This is a genomic window from Phyllobacterium pellucidum (genome assembly GCF_013327855.1).
GTDB classification, from domain to species: Bacteria; Pseudomonadota; Alphaproteobacteria; order Rhizobiales; family Rhizobiaceae; genus Phyllobacterium; species Phyllobacterium pellucidum.
This window is the reverse complement of the sequence record NZ_JABUMX010000009.1, coordinates 22,812-37,590: the sequence shown is the minus strand read 5'-3', so window position 1 is coordinate 37,590 and position 14,779 is coordinate 22,812. Positions and strand designations below refer to the sequence as shown.

The 14,779-nt window shown below is 59.4% G+C and carries 10 protein-coding genes; 6 read left to right on the top strand and 4 right to left on the bottom strand.

The features are described from left to right. From HQ945_RS22525 to prfB, 3 genes are all read left to right on the top strand, one after another. On the top strand, positions 1 to 772 hold a 772-nt coding region (locus HQ945_RS22525), incomplete at its 5' end, for an N-acetylmuramoyl-L-alanine amidase family protein (RefSeq protein ID WP_174208541.1). A 271-nt stretch (positions 773 to 1,043) separates the two neighbouring features. Further along, positions 1,044 to 3,503 carry a penicillin-binding protein 1A gene (locus HQ945_RS22520; protein WP_174208540.1) on the top strand — a complete coding sequence of 820 codons (2,460 nt, stop codon included), beginning with the start codon at positions 1,044 to 1,046 and terminating at the stop codon, positions 3,501 to 3,503. Positions 3,504 to 3,607: 104 nt separating this feature from the next. Further along, positions 3,608 to 4,736, top strand: a protein-coding gene (prfB, locus tag HQ945_RS22515) for a peptide chain release factor 2 (protein WP_113280744.1) whose coding sequence is annotated in 2 segments (ribosomal slippage) — positions 3,608 to 3,676 and positions 3,678 to 4,736 — 1,128 coding nt in all. Because the reading frame shifts where the segments join, the coding sequence is not laid out codon by codon here. A gap of 10 nt (positions 4,737 to 4,746) precedes the next feature. Here prfB and HQ945_RS22510 read toward each other — a convergent pair. Further along, entirely contained in the window at positions 4,747 to 6,018 is a 1,272-nt protein-coding gene (locus tag HQ945_RS22510; RefSeq protein ID WP_091921651.1) for a M23 family metallopeptidase, read from the bottom strand. 118 nt (positions 6,019 to 6,136) lie between these two features. Then, complete coding sequence (gene bcp / locus HQ945_RS22505) at positions 6,137 to 6,610, bottom strand: thioredoxin-dependent thiol peroxidase (RefSeq protein ID WP_113280746.1); 474 nt, start codon at positions 6,608 to 6,610, stop codon at positions 6,137 to 6,139. Positions 6,611 to 6,810: 200 nt separating this feature from the next. Here bcp and HQ945_RS23170 point away from each other — a divergent pair, with 200 nt between their 5' ends. Further along, positions 6,811 to 10,131, top strand: coding sequence for a YhdP family protein (locus tag HQ945_RS23170; RefSeq protein ID WP_174208539.1), 3,321 nt, complete (start codon positions 6,811 to 6,813; stop codon positions 10,129 to 10,131). 7 nt (positions 10,132 to 10,138) lie between these two features. On the opposite strand, the gene tyrS is transcribed toward HQ945_RS23170, so the two are convergent. Next, positions 10,139 to 11,392, bottom strand: a complete 1,254-nt coding sequence (gene tyrS, locus HQ945_RS22495; RefSeq protein ID WP_113280748.1) for a tyrosine--tRNA ligase — start codon at positions 11,390 to 11,392, stop codon at positions 10,139 to 10,141. Between the two features lie 100 nt (positions 11,393 to 11,492). Here tyrS and HQ945_RS22490 point away from each other — a divergent pair, with 100 nt between their 5' ends. Then, positions 11,493 to 12,623 carry an anhydro-N-acetylmuramic acid kinase gene (locus HQ945_RS22490; RefSeq protein WP_174208538.1) on the top strand — a complete coding sequence of 377 codons (1,131 nt, stop codon included), beginning with the start codon at positions 11,493 to 11,495 and terminating at the stop codon, positions 12,621 to 12,623. 56 nt (positions 12,624 to 12,679) lie between these two features. Here HQ945_RS22490 and HQ945_RS22485 read toward each other — a convergent pair whose 3' ends face one another. After that, positions 12,680 to 13,354 carry an alpha/beta hydrolase gene (locus tag HQ945_RS22485; RefSeq protein WP_027231414.1) on the bottom strand — a complete coding sequence of 225 codons (675 nt, stop codon included), beginning with the start codon at positions 13,352 to 13,354 and terminating at the stop codon, positions 12,680 to 12,682. Positions 13,355 to 13,560: 206 nt separating this feature from the next. On the opposite strand from HQ945_RS22485, the gene HQ945_RS22480 reads away from it, so the two are divergent. Next, a complete protein-coding gene (locus HQ945_RS22480) occupies positions 13,561 to 14,736 on the top strand; it encodes a cysteine desulfurase family protein (RefSeq protein ID WP_174208537.1) in 1,176 nt (391 codons plus the stop codon). Positions 14,737 to 14,779 lie beyond the last annotated feature (43 nt).

Genomic DNA, 14,779 nt, shown 5'->3' with positions numbered 1-14,779 from the left:
GACGGCCTCGACGACATCGACGCCAACCGGCGATCGATTGGCGTCCGCCGCTCCCGGTGAAGCAAGCCAGGCGCCGAAACCGTTCACCGTGGTCGTCGATGCCGGCCATGGCGGGATCGACAGCGGCGCGGAGAGTGCCGGCGGAAGCCTGGAAAAGAATGTGACGCTGATGTTCGCGCAGCAGTTGCGGGACGAATTGCAGAAGATCTCCGGCATCCGTGTCGAGATGACACGCAACGACGATACGTTCCTGCGCCTGTCCGAGCGCGTGCGCATCGCCCGCCAGTACGAGGCCGACCTGTTCGTCTCGATCCATGCCGACACGATCAATCGCGGCAATATCCGCGGTGCAACTGTCTACACCGTTTCCGACCGGGCTTCCGATGCGGATTCCCGCGCCATGGCCGACCGCGAAAACCGTGCCGACGCCGTGGCCGGCATCGCCTTCGACAACGAGGCGCCGGAAATCGCCGACATATTGATGGACCTGACGCGCCGGGAGACACACAACTTCTCGCTGAGTTTCGCCAAGACCGTGGTGAAGTCCCTCAAGAAAGATGTCAACATGATCAACAACCCGCACCGCTTTGCCGGCTTTCAGGTGCTGCGTGCGCCGGATGTGCCGTCCGTGCTGGTTGAAATCGGATATCTCTCCAATCAGGAAGACGAAAAGCTCATGCTCGATCCGGCATGGCGGAGCCATGTCGCCGAAAGGCTTGCCACGGCGGTCGGCGAATTTGCCGGAATGAAGACGGCTGGCGCGCTCAACTAGGAGTTATGCACGGTAGGGTTGTATTGAAAATTCTCACGCCCGTGCGTTGCCGAAACTACACATTTGGTATTTAAATTGTTAAGGGAAACGGGTTTTCCTTGCCTTTGTCACATTTGTCGATCAATGGCATCGACGAGCTTTCGGCGTCGCTCCTGGCACATGCCGAACTTGGGCTGGCTTTTACTGTGGCCATTCCTGCATCGCAATCTGCATGAATCGAAAGCTCGCTTTGATTTTACGTGCCAATTGGTGAAACGGGTTCCGGATACTTATGATACGCTTGATCGGATATTTTTTCGGAATCGGCACGGTTATGGCGCTGATCGCCGCTGCTGGCGCGGCCCTTTATGTCGTCAGCATCTCCAAGGATCTGCCGGACTACGAAGTTCTGGCCAAGTACGAACCGCCGGTCATGACCCGCGTTCATGCATCCGACGGCCAGCTAATGGCGGAATTTGCGCGCGAGCGCCGGCTTTATTTGCCGATCCAGGCGGTTCCTGACCGGGTCAAAGCCGCGTTCATTTCGGCCGAAGACAAGAATTTCTATCAGCATCCGGGCGTCGACATTAGTGGACTGTTCCGCGCTGTCCTTACCAATATTCAGAACTACGGCACGCGCCGGCCGGTCGGCGCATCGACCATCACGCAGCAGGTCGCCAAGAATTTTCTGCTGAGCAATGACCAGACCATCGGCCGCAAGGTCAAGGAAGCGATCCTCTCGTTCCGCATCGAGCAGGCCTATTCGAAAGACCGCATTCTCGAACTTTACCTCAACGAGATTTTCTTCGGCCTCAACTCCTACGGCATTGCAGGCGCCGCGCTGACATATTTCAACAAGTCGGTGAACGAATTGACCGTGGCGGAGGCTGCCTATCTCGCGGCCCTTCCGAAGGGACCTTCCAACTACCATCCGTTCCGCCAGCCGGAGCGTGCGATCGAGCGGCGCAACTGGGTCATCGATCGCATGGCCGAGAATGGCTATGTGACGGCGGAAGAAGCTACGGAAGCGAAAGCCGAGCCGCTCGGCGTTACGCCGCGGCACACCGGCAACTATCTCTTTGCGTCCGAGTACTTCAGCGAAGAGGTTCGCCGCCAGATCATCGCCAAATATGGCGAGAACGCGCTCTATGAGGGCGGTCTTTCGGTTCGTACCACGCTCGACCCCAAGCTGCAGGTCATGGCACGCAAGGCGCTGCAGCACGGGCTCTTCAAATATGACGAGGCGCGCGGCTATCGCGGCGCCTTCAAGACCATTTCAACCAATGGCGACTGGGGCATTCCGCTGTCCGAGATCAAGGCGTTCTCCGATGTGCCGGAATGGCAGCTCGCCGTCGTGCTCGAGGTAACGCCGCAGCAGGCGACGATCGGCCTGCAGCCCGACCGCGAGACTTCCGGCAAGGTCGTCAGCGAGCGCAAGCAGGGCACGATCGACTCGGCCGATGCAAAATGGGCCTTGAAGCTGCTCATCGACGGCAAGCGCTCGTCGGCAAAGTCACTCGAGGGCGTGCTCAATGTCGGCGACGTGGTCTTTGTTGAGAAGAAGGAGGGCAGCAACGATGCCTTCCAGCTGCGCCAGGTGCCGAAGATCGCCGGCGGCGCTGTTGCGATGGACCCGCATACGGGACGCGTTCTTGCCATGGTCGGCGGCTTCTCCTTTGCCGAATCCGAATTCAATCGCGCGACGCAGGCGATGCGCCAGCCAGGGTCCTCGTTCAAGCCGTTCGTCTACTCCGCCGCGCTCGATAATGGCTATACGCCAGCCTCGGTTGTGCTTGATGGTCCGATCTCGATCGACCAGGGCGGCAGCCTTGGCATATGGGCGCCGAAGAACTATGGCGGAAAGTTTGCCGGCCCATCGACGCTGCGCTACGGCATCGAACAGTCGCGCAACCTGATGACGGTCCGCCTCGCGCAGGACATGGGCATGAAGCTTGTTGCCGAATATGCCGAGCGTTTCGGCATCTATGACAAGATGCTGCCGGTTCTTGCCATGGCGCTCGGCTCGGGCGAAACGACGGTGCTGCGCATGGTGACCGGCTATTCGATCATCGCCAACGGTGGCCGCAAGATTACGCCATCGATGATCGACCGCATTCAGGATCGCTACGGCAAGACCGTGTTCAAGCATGACGAGCGCAAGTGCGAAAACTGCACGGCCACCGAATGGAAGGACCAGCCGGAGCCCGATCTGATCGACGACCGCGATCAGGTGCTGGATCCGATGACCGCCTATCAGATCACCTCGATGATGGAAGGCGTCGTGCAGCGCGGTACGGCGACGATCCTCAAGAGCCTCAATCGTCCGATCGCCGGCAAGACCGGAACGACCAATGACGAGAAGGATGCCTGGTTCATCGGCTTCACGCCCGACCTCGTCTTCGGCCTCTATCTCGGCTACGACACGCCCTCGCCGATGGGCCATGGCTTTACCGGCAGCGGCCTTGCCGCACCGGTATTCAAGGAATTCGCCGAAGCGGCCCTGCAGGGGCAGCGCTCTGTCGATTTCCGCGTACCCGAGGGCATGACGGTCATCCCGATCGACCGCAAGACGGGCATGCGCGCCTCGCCGGACGGCCCGAATGTCATTATGGAAGCGTTCAAGCCCGGCACCGGTCCTGCTGACACCTATTCGGTCATCGGCATGGATACGTTCTCGGAAGGCTCACCTGTCGAGGTGCAATCGCCAAACGTGAACCGGGCCATTCAGGGCGGTGGCGGCGGTCTTTTCTGACCGCCTGGCCCGCACTATCTCAGGCAGAGCTGAACACTTTACATCGCGCGGACCAGTCAATATGGTCCGCCGAAATTCGAGCACAGAGAAGGAACGGACAGCCAATGCGCGCCGAAATCGAGACGCTGGTCGACGAGATCAAGCAGGCCATAAGCCTGCTGAGGAGGCATCTTTGACTGGGATGCTTCAATCAAACGCTTGGGCTATCTGAACCAGCTTGCCGAAGATCCGTCGCTGTGGAATGACGCGCAGGAAGCGCAAAAGCTTATGCGCGAGCGCCAGCAGCTCGAAGACGGCATCAACTCGATCCGCACCTTAAGCCAATCCCTGGATGACAATGTCGAACTCATCGCCATGGGCGAAGAGGAGGGCGATGGGTCGATCGTCGCGGAGGCGGAAGCCGCGATCCGGGCCATCAAGCAGGACGTGGATCGCCGCCAGATCGACACGCTGCTTTCGGGCGAAGCCGATGCCAACGACTGTTACCTCGAAGTCCATTCGGGTGCAGGCGGCACCGAGAGCCAGGATTGGGCCAATATGCTCCTACGCATGTATACCCGCTGGGCGGAACGCAAGGGCATGAAGGTCGAACTTCTCGAAGTTCACTATGGCGAAGAAGCCGGCATCAAGTCCGCCACGATCCTCGTCAAAGGCCACAATGCCTATGGCCTCCTGAAGACGGAATCCGGTGTTCATCGCCTGGTGCGCATTTCGCCCTATGACTCGAATGCGCGCCGCCATACGTCGTTTTCCAGCATCTGGGTCTACCCGGTCGTTGACGACAATATCGCCATCGATGTCAACGAATCCGATGTTCGTATCGATACCTACCGCGCGTCGGGCGCAGGCGGACAGCACGTCAACACGACCGATTCAGCGGTGCGTATCACGCATATCGCGACCGGCATCGTCGTACAGTGCCAGGCTGAACGTTCACAGCACAAGAATCGTGCAACCGCATGGTCCATGCTGCGGGCTCGCCTTTACGAGGCCGAGCTTGAAAAGCGCGAAGAAGCCGCAAATGCGATCTCGGCATCGAAGACCGACATCGGGTGGGGCCATCAGATCCGTTCCTACGTCCTCCAGCCATACCAGCTGGTAAAGGATCTGCGCACCGGTGTCGAAAGCACCAGCCCGCAGGATGTGCTTGACGGCGAGGTGGACGAGTTCATGGAAGCTGCCTTGGCGCACCGCGTTCATGGATCGGACGTGGTCGTCGAGGATATCGCCTAAAGCCGCATTCTCAGAGGTCGGCAGCGATTTGCCGGCCGATGGCGAGGAAGGTCGTCGGATCGACGGCGTTGCCATTCCTGCGCACTTCGTAATGGAGGTGCGGGCCGGTTGAGCGTCCTGTGCTCCCGACCTTGCCGAGAACGTCACCGAGCTTGACGCGCTGGCCAGTCTTGACGAGGATCTGGCTCATATGGCCGTAACGCGTGACGAGCCCGTTGCCGTGGTCGACCTCGACCATATTGCCGTAACCGCCGGCATATTCAGCGGCAGTCACGGTTCCGTTGGCCGTGGCAAGAACCGACGTTCCCGCTATTGCGCGGAAATCCATGCCCGAGTGAAAAGCCATCATGCCGATGAGCGGGTCTCTGCGCACGCCAAAGGAGCTTGATACGGGCATGCCCGGCGCCGGATTGGCGATGGGGACCGCCTTTGCCAGCTTCTTTGCGCCTTCAAGACGATGCAGCGCATCATTCAAATCGGCGAGTTTCGTGTCGAATGGCGCGGTTGGGTTAAAGCTTGCCAGAATGAGCGGGCCGCCGGCGCCGGCAGTCTCACCGCCGGCCGCCCGTTTGATTCCCGTCGCAGCAAGCGCGTCCATGATCTTGTCTGCGGTTTCATAGGCCGAATTGGACAGCGTCTGCATCTGACGTGACTGCTTGGTTTCGATCGCCGCGAGCGAATGGTCGACGGAATCGAGCAGTCCGGCCTTGTTGACCTTGGCTTTCGCCTTGTCGTCACGCGGCGCAGGCTTTTGCGTCGTCGACGTTGGGCCGGTAATGATCGGATCGATCCCATAGAAGGCATCGGCGTCCTCGGACCTGACAATAGTGTCGGCATCGCTGTCCATCGCGAGGTGTGGAGCAACGTCAGCCGGCAAGCTATTGCCGGCGCGTTTGAGCATGGGCGCGAGCTTCTGGTGTTGCTCGGTCAGGCGCTTCTGGCGCTGAACCAATTCTGCAACCTTGCCTTCGACCAGTTTCCGGTCGAGAAGCTGGCGGCTGGTGACGCGGTCGAGCTGGGTGCGGAGCGCGGCGATGCGATCCTCGTAGGCGCGCTCGATCTGCGCCTGCCGGGCGACACTTCCGGTAATGAGCTGATCGCGGAAAACGAGGTAGGATGTGGCGAGGATGTAGGTTCCGGCAAAGCCCACGGCCAGCGATCCGCCGAGGAGCGCGGCCCAGGGCTTCACGCTGAAATGGCGGATCGTTTCGCCCCGCGCAATGATGATTGTATGCGGTTCCTTGATCGTGCCGAAGATGCTGGAGCTCTTGACCTTTTTCATGGCTGTGTGTTCGTCGATCCGCAGCTGAATTCCTGCAAATCACTACACTCTGTTAGGGTTAATAAATCCTGACAGAGCCGGGCATTCTCATTGAATTCGCAATGAAAAAGCGACGAAATCAGCTTTTGAGCGCCCGCGTCGCCTCGAGAACCTCCGCGGCGTGGCCGGAAACCTTGACCTTGTTCCACACCCGGGCAATTTTTCCGCTCGCATCGATGAGGAAAGTCGTGCGTTCTACGCCCATATATTTGCGGCCGTACATGCTCTTTTCGACCCAGAGCCCATAGGCCTCGATGATCTTCCTGTCCTCGTCCGCCACGAGATCGACCTTCAGATCATGCTTTGTCTTGAATTTGTCGTGCTTTTTCACGGCGTCAGGAGACATTCCGATAACCGTGGCGCCAAGCGCTTCGAACTGCGGCTTAAGGCCGGAAAATTCGATCGCCTCCTGGGTACAGCCGCTTGTGTCGTCCTTCGGGTAGAAATAGAGCACGACCGGTTTGCCGCGCAGCGCGGACAGGGTGATGTCGCCGCCGCCATCGCGGGGCAGGGTGAAGTCCGGAGCGATGCTTCCAGTGTCCAGAACTGTCATATGAATGCCTTTCTTTTGATTATTGAATGCCCGCCTCAGTTACGCAACTACAGAGGCAAGGGAATCGTCTACGGTTTCCCATATGATTCCTCAATTGGCTTGGGAATTTGACAGAGAAACCGGAAAAAGTCCGCTTCACGAAGCGTGACTTCATAAAACTTCATCGTTACCCGTCAGCTCATAAGCGCGGCAGGGCTCCCGTGGCGACGCCGCGGCGTCGTTCGCGTTTGCATATTGCAACGAACGCCTGCTTTTCGTTCATCATTCTTGTCGCCATTCTTGGAGGCATAGCCTTTACGGTTCTGCGGGTCGGCATAGGCGGCGAAGCCCTGACCCGGCGCACGCAGGCGGCCTTGAAATCGGTTGTCGGCCCGGAGACCGCGGCAACCATCCAGTCGGCGCAGATTTCACTCGACCAGCGCCATCACCTCGCCCTCGAGGCAAGGGACGTCAACATTGCCGACGCGAAGCGCGGCATCGAAATAAACAATGTCCGTTCCGTGCGGATCGGTCTGGCGACGCTGCCGCTGCTGCAAGGTAACGTCCAGGTCGAGCGCCTCGAACTCGACGGTGCCGAGATCAAGGTTACTTCGAAGGTACCCTTCGATTTTATGACCCTCGTTCCCTGGGACGCGCAGGGTCTCGTCGATCTCGATGGCGCCTCGCGCCTGATCTTCTCGGGACTTGAAAGCGCGGTGTCGCTGCTCGATCAGCGCGAGACACGCGACATTACCATCACCGACACATCGTTTGATTTCACCATCGCCGGCGCACCGGAGCGACTGCGGATCGTCAATCTCGATCTGTCAGAGACTGGCGGGCCTGTCGCCATCAACGGAACGGTAGAGTGGCGAGGTAAGCAAATCGCCATTGCCGCACAAGCAAAGCGCTCGGCCGTCGGCGCGAAAATCGAGGCGTTTTCGCTCGACATCAGCAAAATTCCTCTCCAAGGCACCTTCGGCAATGCCCCTGTGCCCGATGTCGACGGCATCAAGCCTGATGGCGCCTATCTTGCCTATGATAATATCGCCGAAATCAAGCTCGATGGTCTTGCCGGGTCGGCGAGCGAGCCGGCCCGCGTCTGGGGCGCGCTCAACATAGGCGAGGGCCCGGTTTCAATCGGCAATGTCGACGATATGGCTGTCGCGGCGCAGATCAATTTCGAGCATGCTGTTGGGTCGAAGGCTATCGATCTCAAGCCTTCGACGCTGCACTTCGGTGCATTCAAGGGAACTGTCACGGGCGCGATTACCCCGGACGCGGCAAATCCGGCGGAACCGGCTTATCGGTTCGAACTTGGTACCAACCAAGCAACGTCTTCGCCGCAGGACTCGAGCGAACCGGCGCTGGCATTCGATGCCGGCTTGTCGGGACGATACCTGCCGTCGCAAAAATTGCTCGATATCCCGGAGATTTCCGTGCGTGCCGGTGAAGACAGCGAGTTGACAGGTTTTGCCAAGGCGACGTTTGGCAATGGCACGCCGGCCATGCAAATGTCGCTGCAGATTCCACAGATGCCCGTTGCCGATGCCAAACAGTTATGGCCCGTTTGGGTCGCTACCGGCGCGCGGCGGTGGGTTCTCGAGAATCTCACCGGCGGAACGACCAGTGACAGCAGGATCGACTTGAATTTCGCGGCCGGCCGGTTCAACGGCCCCGGCAAGCCGCCGCCGCTCGAAGCCGATGAACTGCAGGCGGATTTTACCGTCCAGGGCTCGCACTTCAATATCGTCGGTGAACTGCCGCCGGTCAGCAATGCCGACGGTAAGATCAGCGTGCGCGGCGCGCGCACGACGATCTCGCTGGAGAACGGCATTGCGATTACCCCGAACAACCGCGAAGCGCATATTGTCGGCGGCATGCTGGTCATTCCGTGGGGACCGCAACGGCCGGTGCTCGCCGATCTCGATCTCAATCTTGCGGGCGACGCTTCGGCCGTCGCCGAAATCATCGGCTACAAGCCCATAAACGCCGTAAAAAACCTGCCGTTCACGCCCGATGACATCAAAGGGAACGTCAAGGCACACGTGCTCGTCTCATTCCCTATTACGCGGCGCGCCCCCCCGGGTAGCCTCACCTATACCGCCGAGATGGCGCTCTCCAACATCGACCTCGCCAAGAAGATCGACGGACAGTTGATCACGGATGCAAGTGGTTCGCTTTCGGTCACCCGCGAGGGGGCGAGCCTTGATGCTGAAGCCAAACTCAACGGCATCCCGGCCGATGTGGAACTGTTCGAACCCCTGGGCGGCAACACGGCGAAGCGCGAGCAGAACGTCACCTTGCGGCTCGACGACAAGACACGCAATGCGCTGTTTCCTGCGCTCGACCCGCTGCTGTCCGGCCCGATTTCGGTCGATATCTCGAAGAGTGCCGATGGCGCGCGTGTTGCAACGGCGGACTTGACCAAGGCCGAGATAAAACTGGCGCAAATCGGCTGGACCAAGGGCGCCGGTGTGAAGGCCACCGCAAAATTCGCCCTGCAGCAGGACGGCGATACGGCAATCATCAAGGATCTCGATATTGCGGGCGACACGTTCCGCATCCAGGGCGATGTCAAGGTCGTCGGCGGCGATTTGAGCTCGGCAGATTTCAATAACGTTAAGCTCAATCGCGGCGACGACATCACGGTCAAGGTGGCGCGGACGCAATATGGCTTCCGCGTCGATGTGAAGGGCAATGCGTTCGACGCGCGGCCTTTGCTTAATCAGATCACGGACAAGAAGCAGAAGAACAGCGAGGCAGGTGGCAAGCAGAGAGTGCTGATAAATGCCGACATCGACAATGTCGTCGGATTTTATCAGGAAACTTTCAGCAATGTCTCGCTTTCCTACGAGGGCGTCGGCTCAAATGTTTCGGGTCTCGCCTTCAACGCGATCAGCAAATCCGGCCAGAAGGTGATTGCGACGGATAGTTCCGGGAGCGGCGCCCGCTCTATCAACCTTCAGTCGCGCGAAGCCGGTGCGGTGCTGCGTTTCTTCGGATTTTACGAGAAGATGCAAGGCGGCAGCATCAGCGTTGCCCTCGACTCCAAAGGCGACGGGCCGTTGCGCGGGCAGGTCGATGCCCAGAACTTTACGCTCGTGAACGAGCCGCGGCTCGCCAAACTGGTGTCAACCTCGCCAAACGGCACAAGCCTCAACGATGCCGTGCAGAAGAACATCGACGTGTCGCGCGTGACGTTCGATCGCGGCTTCTCGCAGATCGAGAAAGGCTCGAACTACATCAATCTAGCAAATGGCGTGATCCGTGGGCCGACGATCGGCACGACGTTTCAGGGCGTGCTCAGCGATCCGGCCGGGAACATGAACCTGACCGGAACATTCATGCCGGCCTACGGCATCAATCGTATCTTCGGCGAGTTGCCGATCCTCGGCATGTTCCTCGGCAATGGCCGCGACCGCGGCCTCATCGGCATAACCTACCGGCTGCAGGGACCGCTGAAGCAACCGCAGATCATCGTCAACCCGATATCCGTGATTGCTCCTGGCATCTTTCGTTCGATCTTCGAGTTCCAGTAGGACTTGATCAGACCGGGCGAATGAGGATGTGCTTCTTCTTGCCGAGCGAGAGCTTGATGACGCCTTCGCCAGTCACCTCCGAAGCGCCGATCTGAGCCCGCTCATCCGCTACGGCAGCATCATTGATACGAACCGCGCCTCCCTGGATATGGCGGCGCGCTTCGCCGTTGGAAGCGGCGAGCCCTGCTTTGACAATTAGGGTCAAGATACCAATTCCGGCCTCAAGTTCGCTTGCGGCGATCTCGATTGTCGGCAGGCTGGTGGCAAGAGCGCCTTCCTCGAAAGTCTTGCGCGCGGTCTCGGCTGCTTCTTCAGCAGCCTTCCGGCCATGCAGCAGGCTCGTCACTTCGGTGGCGAGGACCTTTTTGGTCTCGTTGATCTCCGCCCCGCCCAATGCGCTAAGCCGGCTAATCTCATCGAGCGGCAGTGTCGTGTAGAGTTTCAGGAAGCGCTCCACATCGGCGTCTTCGGTGTTGCGCCAGTATTGCCAGAAATCATAGGGGCTCAGGAGTTCGGCGTTGAGCCATACGGCGCCATTCATCGACTTGCCCATCTTCGCACCTGAAGATGTCGTCAGCAGAGGCGAGGTCAGGGCGTAGAGTTGCGGCGTGCCCAGGCGATGGCCGAGGTCAATGCCGTTGACGATGTTGCCCCACTGATCCGAGCCGCCCATTTGCAGGCGCAGGCCATAGCGCTTGTTGAGCTCGACGAAATCATAGGCCTGCAGGATCATGTAGTTGAATTCGAGGAACGACAGCGATTGCTCGCGATCGAGCCGCTGCTTGACCGAATCAAATGACAGCATGCGGTTGACCGAAAAGTGCTGGCCGACATCGCGCAGGAACTCGAGGTAGTTGAGCGGCAGAAGCCATTCGGCATTGTTGACCATCAGCGCGTCGCGGGGGCCATCGCCAAAGGTGAGATAATTGGTGAATACGCGCTTGATGCCATCGATGTTGGACTGAATGGTCTCGGGCGTCATCAGCTTGCGCGCCTCGTCCTTGAAAGACGGGTCGCCGACCATGCCGGTGCCGCCGCCCATCAGGGCGACGGGGCGATGGCCGGTTTTCTGCATCCAGTAAAGCATCATGATCTGAATCAGGCCGCCCGCATGAAGGCTCGATGCCGTCGGATCAAAGCCGATATAGGCTGACACGGTTTCCTTGGCGAAGAGCGCATCCAGACCCGCATCGTCGGAGGTCTGATGGATGAAGCCGCGCGTGGAAAGCGTGTGCAGAAACTCGGATTTGAAGGCAGACATTTCGGGTTTTCCTGATTGAATCAAACGGCACAAAGCATGTGCCTTAACAGACGGTGCCGTTTAACATCATTCTCAATCGAATCACAAGAAAGGCAGTGTCTTGGCGGCAATACGGCGTGCAATCGGGCTGATGAGCGGAACGTCGATGGACGGTATCGATATCGCGCTCGTCGAAACTGATGGGGGCGGCGATGTCGTGCGGGGCCCGTCCGGCTTCACGCCCTACGAGACCGCATTCCGCCGCCGCATTGAAGCGTCGCTCAGCGAGGCTAAGGCCATGCATCGGCGCGATGAGCGGCCGGGAATGCTCGCGCAGATCGAAGAAGAGCTGACGCGGCGGCACGGCAATGCCGTGAGGCAGTTTCTGTCCGGTCAGAACATCGAAGCGAAAGACGTTGATATTATTGGGTTTCATGGCCAGACGGTTTTGCATCGACCAGGCGAAGGCTTGACTGTCCAATTGGGTAACGGAGAACTTCTTGCCAAAGTGACCGGCATTCCCGTCGTCTACGACATGCGTGCCAACGATATGGTGCATGGCGGTCAGGGTGCGCCGCTGGTGCCGGCCTATCACAGTGCGCTTGCGCGGCATGTTCCCGCTGAACTCAGCCACGGCCGGCCGGTGGTCTTCGTCAACATCGGCGGTATTTCCAATGTGACGATCGTGCCTTCGAAGGGCGATCCGATCGCTTTCGATACGGGACCGGGCAATACGCTGATTGATCAGTGGGTCGAGGACCGCGCCGGGATTGCCTATGATGCCGGCGGCGCCATTGCGAGTGAGGGCGAGATCGTGGGCGCGGCCGTGACACGCTATCTGACGAAACCGTTCTTCAATTTGCGGCCGCCGAAATCGCTGGACCGCAATGATTTTACCCTGGAGGAACTCGGAAATGCCGAGCTTGCTGATGGGGCGCGAACGCTGGCGAGAGTGACGGCCGACGCCATCTTGAAGGCGGGCGCCTATGCACCTGAAACGCCGTCGCTCTGGATCATATGCGGCGGCGGGCGAAAGAACGCAACGATCCTGAAGGATCTGGCGGAAGGCGCGCGGCTTTCGGGCGCGAAGGTCGTCGCCGCCGAAGATTTGGGTTTCAATGGTGATTCGATGGAGGCTGAGGCCTGGGCCTACCTCGCCGTTCGTGCACTCGACGGGCTGCCCTTGACCTGGCCGACGACGACGGGCTGCAAAGTGCCGGTGTCGGGCGGGGTAATTGCCGGTCGGAGGTAGATCCGGCTCACCATGATCCTCGGGCCTGTCCCGAGGATCCGTAGTCTTGGAGCCCGTTATCGCAGCCGTTTCGGCTTGGCTTCAACTAGTTCGCCGTTCAGGCGGCGGTCCAGATAGTCCGAACATTCGGCAATGACTTCATCGGTCATGCCGGAGAAGAAATGGTTAGCGCCGACCATGGTCTTTTGCGTGATCGTAATGCCCTTCTGGGTCTTCAGCTTGTCGACCAGACCTTGCACGTCCTTGGGCGGTGCCACCTTGTCCTGGTCGCCGTGAAGGATCAGGCCGGATGAGGGGCAGGGTGCGAGGAACGAGAAATCATAGGTGTTGGGCTGCGGCGCGACGGAGATGAAACCCTCGATCTCCGGCCGGCGCATCAGGAGCTGCATGCCGATCCACGCGCCGAACGAATAGCCTGCCACCCAGCAGGTCTTCGAGTCCGGATGCAGCGACTGCACCCAGTCGAGCGCGCCGGCGGCGTCCGACAATTCCCCCGAACCATGATCGAATTCGCCCTGGCTGCGACCGATGCCGCGGAAGTTGAAGCGCAAGGTCGTGAAGCCACGCTGCTGGAACATGTAAAACAGATCGTAGACGATCTTGTTGTTCATCGTGCCGCCGAATTGTGGATGAGGGTGGAGGACAATCGCGATCGGCGCGTTTTTTTCCGTCGAAGGCTGATATCTGCCCTCGAGACGGCCCGCTGGTCCATTGAAAATTACTTCAGGCATGTATACTCCACTCTTTGCCACAGGCGGTTGTAGTTGACCGGACTTGACGGCAACCAACTGCGCCCATAAAACCAGTTTAGAACCGTTCAAAACTGGTATAGAATTTTTGCTCGAAGCGGCTTAATAGGCTGTTCCGAGGCAAAAATTCAAGGAAATTGCGCTTTGTGCAGCGCGGTGTTCATAAAGAACAGGATCAAGGACCACCCATGGCCGGCAATCGCGCCTATTTGGACTACAATGCAAGCGCGCCGCTGATCCCGGTGGCTCGCGATGCTGTCGTCCAGGCGCTCATGCAGACGGGTAATCCATCGTCCGTTCACCAGGAAGGCCGGGCGGCAAAGGCCATTCTGGAAACCGCTCGCCGGAATGTCGCCGCGCTTGTCGCCGCAAAGCCCGACCACGTGTTCTTTACATCGGGTGCAACCGAGGCAGCTTCAACCCTCCTGACCCCGCATTTCATGATGGGACGGGCGCCGATGCGCCTTTCGCATCTCTATGCAAGTGCGAGCGAGCATCCGTGCATTCTCGCAGGCGGCCAGTTTCCCGCCGATCAGATCACTATTGTTCCTGTTGATGCCAACGGCATCCTTGATAGCGATTTCCTGCGCGGCGCCCTTGAGGCCCACGATAGGAGCGCGGGGCTGCCGCTGGTGGCCGTCCAGGCTGCGAACAACGAGACCGGTGTTATCCAGCCGACTGCCGAGATCGGTAAGGTCTTGAAAGCGTCCGGAGGCCTGTTCGTGGTTGATGCGGTTCAGGCGGCCGGACGGATTCCGCTCAATATATCCGATACTTCGGCAGACTATCTCATCCTGTCTTCACACAAGATCGGTGGTCCAAAGGGCGTCGGCGCCATTGTGGCCGTGGCCGATCTGGTCATGCCGCGTGCGCTTGTGCGCGGTGGTGGCCAGGAAAAGGGTCATCGGGCCGGCACTGAAGCCCTGCCGGTCATTGCAGGTTTTGGCGCCGCGGCAGAAGTTGCGACCAAGCGTCTGAATGCCGAAGGCTGGTCCTTCAAAACGCGCGACGCCATCGAGCAGGGTATCAAGTCCATCGCGCCAGATGCCATCATCCATGGCGAGGGAGCCAACCGCTTGCCGAATACGACCTTCTTTTCGCTGAGCGACATGAAGGCGGAAACCGTGCAGATCGCTTTCGATCTTGCGGGAATCGCGCTATCGGCGGGGTCCGCCTGTTCTTCGGGCAAGGTCGGCCCCAGCCATGTGCTTGCCGCCATGGGTTTTGGTGGCGGCACCGGTGCTCTCAGAGTTTCGACAGCGTCCGACACGGATGAAAGCGACGTTGCGTCGTTTCTCCACGCATTGGCCAAAATCGTCGCACGCCGCGACCGCTCGAAACCTGTTGCCGTGGATGCGGCCTAGAAATTCCGGCTATCGACCAAGGTTGACGGTCGATAACCGAAAA

Excerpts from the sequence above, each read along its gene's own strand:
- HQ945_RS22520 (WP_174208540.1), top strand. The coding sequence starts at position 1,044 with ATGATACGCTTGATCGGATATTTTTTCGGAATCGGCACGGTTATGGCG.
- HQ945_RS22510 (WP_091921651.1), bottom strand. The coding sequence starts at position 6,018 with ATGAAAAAGGTCAAGAGCTCCAGCATCTTCGGCACGATCAAGGAACCG.
- bcp (WP_113280746.1), bottom strand. The coding sequence starts at position 6,610 with ATGACAGTTCTGGACACTGGAAGCATCGCTCCGGACTTCACCCTGCCC.
- tyrS (WP_113280748.1), bottom strand. The coding sequence starts at position 11,392 with ATGTCTGCCTTCAAATCCGAGTTTCTGCACACGCTTTCCACGCGCGGC.
- HQ945_RS22485 (WP_027231414.1), bottom strand. The coding sequence starts at position 13,354 with ATGCCTGAAGTAATTTTCAATGGACCAGCGGGCCGTCTCGAGGGCAGA.
- HQ945_RS22480 (WP_174208537.1), top strand. The coding sequence starts at position 13,561 with ATGGCCGGCAATCGCGCCTATTTGGACTACAATGCAAGCGCGCCGCTG.